Here is a 392-nt window from a genome sequence, read left to right as displayed (position 1 = left end):
ATAAAATAGATTCTGAGAATCCGAACAAAGGGTTAAAAGGTGCCGAATTTGAAAGTTCGAAATAGTGCAAATGAAGTTGTTGCAAAAATTGAAAACGGACGAAAAAGGTTTTTCAGTACCTCAAACTTTAGCTCCCGGGACATATAAAGTTTATGAAACAGTAGCACCAGAAGGATATCAAAAATTAACAAGCTCAGTAGAGGTTACACTTCAAGCTGGAGAAACAAAAACAATTGAAATTAAAAATACTATGCAAAAGGGTCAAATTGAAGTAAAGAAAATTGATTCGGAAAATGGTGAAAAACCATTAGCAAATGCAGAGTTTGATATAGTAAAAGACGGTGTAGTAGTCGAACATATTGTTACAGATAAAGATGGTAAGGTAATCTCTA

1 protein-coding gene is annotated in these 392 nt (G+C 33.2%); it reads left to right on the top strand.

From position 1 onward, the window contains the following. Positions 1 to 70: 70 nt before the first annotated feature. Positions 71 to 392: collagen binding domain-containing protein (locus KYG_RS24010; RefSeq protein ID WP_202798347.1), on the top strand; the 322-nt coding region annotated here is incomplete at its 3' end.

It is taken from the genome of Acidovorax sp. NO-1, from assembly GCF_000238595.1.
GTDB lineage: Bacteria > Pseudomonadota > Gammaproteobacteria > Burkholderiales > Burkholderiaceae_C > Acidovorax.
The sequence above is the reverse complement of the archived record's forward strand: the minus strand, read 5'-3'. Positions and strand labels throughout refer to the sequence as shown.